We start from the raw sequence: 3,677 nt of genomic DNA, 5'->3' as shown, positions 1-3,677 counted from the left end.
ATGTGAATATTATCTGTGGCTAGATAGTAAATATAATGTGAGACATTGTGACGTTTTAGTTCAGAATAAAACAATTCACAGTTTAAATCTTTTCGCACTTGATCGAATATTTCTTTAAAAATGGCAACCTGAGCCATTGGTAAAACCTTCCATGTGATACGAGGGCGCGTAGTTTGCATTATCGTTTTTATCGTTTCAATCTGGTCTGACCTCTTTGTGTTTTGTTGATGATTTATGTCAAATATTAGGAATGTTTTCAATTAATAGTATTGGTTGTGTAACAAAGTGCGGTCCTGCTGGCATTCTGGAGGGAAATACAACCGACAGATGTATGTAAGGCCAACGTGCTCAAATCTTCATACAGAAAGATTTGAAGTAATATTTTAACCGCTAGATGAAGAGCAAGCGCATGGAGCGACAAAATGAATAAAGAACAATCTGCTGATGATCCCTCCGTGGATCTGATTCGTGTAAAAAATATGCTTAATAGCACCATTTCTATGAGTTACCCTGATGTTGTAATTGCATGTATAGAACATAAGGTGTCTCTGGAAGCATTCAGGGCAATTGAGGCAGCGTTGGTGAAGCACGATAATAATATGAAGGATTATTCCCTGGTGGTTGACTGATCACCATAACTGCTAATCATTCAAACTACTTAACCTGTGACAGAGCCAACACGCAGTCTGTCACTGTCAGGAAAGTGGTAAAACTGCAACTCAATTACTGCAATGCCCTCGTAATTAAGTGAATTTACAATATCGTCCTGTTCGGAGGGAAGAACGCGGGATGTTCATTCTTCATCACTTTTAATTGATGTATATGCTCTCTTTTCTGACGTTAGCCTCCGACGGCAGGCTTCAATGACCCAGGCTGAGAAATTCCCGGACCCTTTTTGATCAAGAGCGATGTTAATTTGTTCAATCATTTGGTTAGGAAATCCGCGGCAACGCGCGCCGAGACAGCAGCAAAACGGGCAGAGGATATTGCATCCGCCGTGGCGCTTGAGGATGCGAGCACGACGAAAAAGGGGATAGTACAGCTCAGCAGTGCGACCAACAGCACGTCTGAAACGCTGGCGGCAACGCCAAAGGCAGTAAAAGCAGCCAATGACAATGCTGAGAAACGTCTGCAGAAAGACCAGAACGGCGCTGATATACCCGATAAGGGACGCTTCCTGAACAACATTAACGCGGTCAGTAAAACAGACTTTGCTGATAAGCGTGGTATGCGTTATGTGCGGGTTAACGCTCCTGCAGGTGCAACATCTGGAAAATATTACCCTGTTGTTGTTATGCGTTCTGCTGGCTCAGTAAGCGAACTGGCATCAAGGGTCATTATCACCACGGCAACGCGAACCGCAGGCGATCCGATGAATAACTGCGAGTTTAACGGATTTGTTATGCCTGGTGGCTGGACTGACAGGGGGCGTTATGCTTATGGAATGTTCTGGCAATATCAAAACAATGAACGAGCCATCCACTCAATAATGATGAGTAATAAGGGCGATGATTTGCGCTCTGTGTTCTATGTTGATGGCGCTGCTTTCCCTGTTTTTGCGTTTATCGAAGATGGCCTGTCAATATCCGCACCTGGTGCTGATCTCGTTGTTAATGATACGACCTATAAGTTTGGGGCAACAAATCCAGCGACTGAATGTATCGCGGCGGACGTTATCCTTGATTTTAAGAGTGGGCGTGGTTTTTATGAGTCTCATTCGTTAATCGTTAACGATAACTTGTCGTGCAAAAAACTTTTTGCCACAGACGAAATTGTAGCGCGTGGTGGTAATCAGATTCGAATGATAGGTGGGGAGTATGGTGCATTATGGCGTAATGATGGCGCTAAAACTTACCTGCTGCTTACCAATCAAGGTGATGTTTATGGTGGCTGGAATACATTAAGACCGTTTGCTATTGATAACGCAACCGGCGAACTGGTTATTGGAACCAAACTGTCCGCAAGTCTGAACGGTAATGCATTAACAGCAACAAAGCTGCAAACGCCAAGACTGGTTTCTGGTGTTGAGTTTGATGGTTCCAAAGATATTACTTTAACCGCCGCGCATGTGGCTGCTTTTGCCAGAAGGGCAACGGATACGTATGCCGATGCGGATGGGGGCGTTCCATGGAATGCCGAATCAGGCGCTTACAATGTCACCCGCTCTGGCGACAGCTATATTCTGGTTAACTTCTATACCGGAGTCGGAAGTTGCCGGACCTTGCAGATGAAGGCACATTACAGAAATGGAGGTCTGTTCTACCGTTCCTCAAGAGATGGCTATGGTTTTGAGGAAGACTGGGCAGAAGTTTATACCTCGAAAAATCTTCCACCAGAAAGCTACCCAGTCGGTGCACCAATCCCGTGGCCATCAGATACCGTTCCGTCTGGTTATGCCCTGATGCAGGGGCAGACTTTTGACAAATCTGCATACCCGAAACTTGCAGCCGCTTATCCGTCAGGCGTGATCCCTGATATGCGTGGCTGGACGATTAAGGGCAAACCTGCCAGTGGTCGTGCCGTATTGTCTCAGGAACAGGACGGCATTAAATCGCACACCCACAGCGCCAGCGCATCCAGTACGGATTTGGGGACGAAAACCACATCGTCGTTTGATTACGGCACTAAATCCACGAATAACACCGGGGCGCATACGCACAGTGTGAGCGGTACAGCCGCAAGTGCCGGAAACCATACTCATAGTGTCACAGGCGCATCAGCAGTCAGCCAGTGGTCACAAAATGGGTCAGTACATAAGGTAGTGTCTGCGGCCAGTGTGAATACAAGTGCTGCAGGAGCGCACACTCATAGTGTCAGCGGCACAGCCGCATCTGCAGGTGCTCACGCACATACTGTCGGTATTGGTGCTCATACGCACTCTGTTGCGATTGGCTCACATGGACACACCATCACCGTTAACGCTGCTGGTAACGCGGAAAACACCGTCAAAAACATCGCATTTAACTACATTGTGAGGCTTGCATAATGGCATTCAGAATGAGTGAACAACCACGGACCATAAAAATTTATAATCTGCTGTCCGGAACTAATGAATTTATTGGTGAAGGTGATGCATATATTCCGCCTCATACAGGTCTGCCAGCAAACAGTACCGATATTGCACCGCCAGATATTCCGGCTGGTTTCGTGGCTGTTTTCAACAGTGATGAGTCATCGTGGCATCTCGTTGAAGATCATCGGGGTAAAACGGTTTATGACGTGGCTTCCGGCGACGCGTTATTTATTTCTGAACTCGGCTCATTACCGGAAAATGTCACCTGGTTATCCCCGGAAGGGGAGTTTCAGAAGTGGAACGGCACAGCCTGGGGGAAGGATACGGAAGCAGAAAAACTGTTCCGGATCCGGGAGGCGGAAGAAACAAAAAACAGCCTGATGCAGGTAGCCAGTGAGCATATAGCGCCGCTTCAGGATGCTGTGGATCTGGAGATCGCAACGGAGAAAGAAACCTTGTTGCTGGAAGCCTGGAAAAAGTATCGGGTGTTGCTGAATCGTGTTGATACATCAACTGCACCGGATATTGAATGGCCAGCCCTACCGTAGGGTAAGATATATAAATTCTATAATTAGAAGTATCTTTCCATTTAAGGCTAGGAAGGGGGGCTTGGAAAACGTAAGGAATCTCACACCGAGATTATTTTTATATATCAGGTGTCTGA

At 46.4% G+C, this 3,677-nt stretch carries 5 protein-coding genes and 1 pseudogene; 4 read left to right on the top strand and 2 right to left on the bottom strand.

Translation table 11 applies throughout. The features are described from left to right. A partial coding sequence (locus E0D98_RS22285) for a DUF1398 family protein (protein ID WP_131891040.1) occupies positions 1–137 on the bottom strand: 137 nt, incomplete at its 3' end. Between the two features lie 285 nt (positions 138–422). Here E0D98_RS22285 and ybcW point away from each other — a divergent pair. Beyond that, positions 423–629, top strand: coding sequence for a protein YbcW (gene ybcW / locus E0D98_RS22280; RefSeq protein ID WP_001031427.1), 207 nt, complete (start codon positions 423–425; stop codon positions 627–629). A 164-nt stretch (positions 630–793) separates the two neighbouring features. Here ybcW and E0D98_RS22275 read toward each other — a convergent pair whose 3' ends face one another. Then, positions 794–985 (bottom strand): YlcI/YnfO family protein, encoded by a 192-nt coding sequence (locus E0D98_RS22275; protein ID WP_227912901.1) that lies wholly within the window; start codon positions 983–985, stop codon positions 794–796. On the opposite strand from E0D98_RS22275, the pseudogene E0D98_RS28555 reads away from it, so the two are divergent. From E0D98_RS28555 to E0D98_RS22260, 3 genes and pseudogenes are all read left to right on the top strand, one after another. Beyond that, positions 942–1,037 (top strand): annotated as a pseudogene (locus tag E0D98_RS28555) (DNA-binding protein); the annotation flags it as partial. The gene E0D98_RS22275 and the pseudogene E0D98_RS28555 overlap by 44 nt on opposite strands. Next, positions 1,034–2,986, top strand: coding sequence for a tail fiber protein (locus tag E0D98_RS22265; protein ID WP_269541193.1), 1,953 nt, complete (start codon positions 1,034–1,036; stop codon positions 2,984–2,986). The pseudogene E0D98_RS28555 and the gene E0D98_RS22265, both read left to right, overlap by 4 nt. Then, positions 2,986–3,561 (top strand): tail fiber assembly protein, encoded by a 576-nt coding sequence (locus tag E0D98_RS22260; RefSeq protein WP_050877076.1) that lies wholly within the window; start codon positions 2,986–2,988, stop codon positions 3,559–3,561. The genes E0D98_RS22265 and E0D98_RS22260 overlap by 1 nt, the downstream gene beginning before the upstream one ends. Positions 3,562–3,677: the final 116 nt, after the last annotated feature.

The organism is Escherichia sp. KCJ4928 (genome assembly GCF_004352695.1).
Classification (GTDB): domain Bacteria; phylum Pseudomonadota; class Gammaproteobacteria; order Enterobacterales; family Enterobacteriaceae; genus ECMA0423.
Note: the sequence above shows the minus strand (reverse complement) of the source record. Positions and strands in the feature narration are given on the sequence as shown.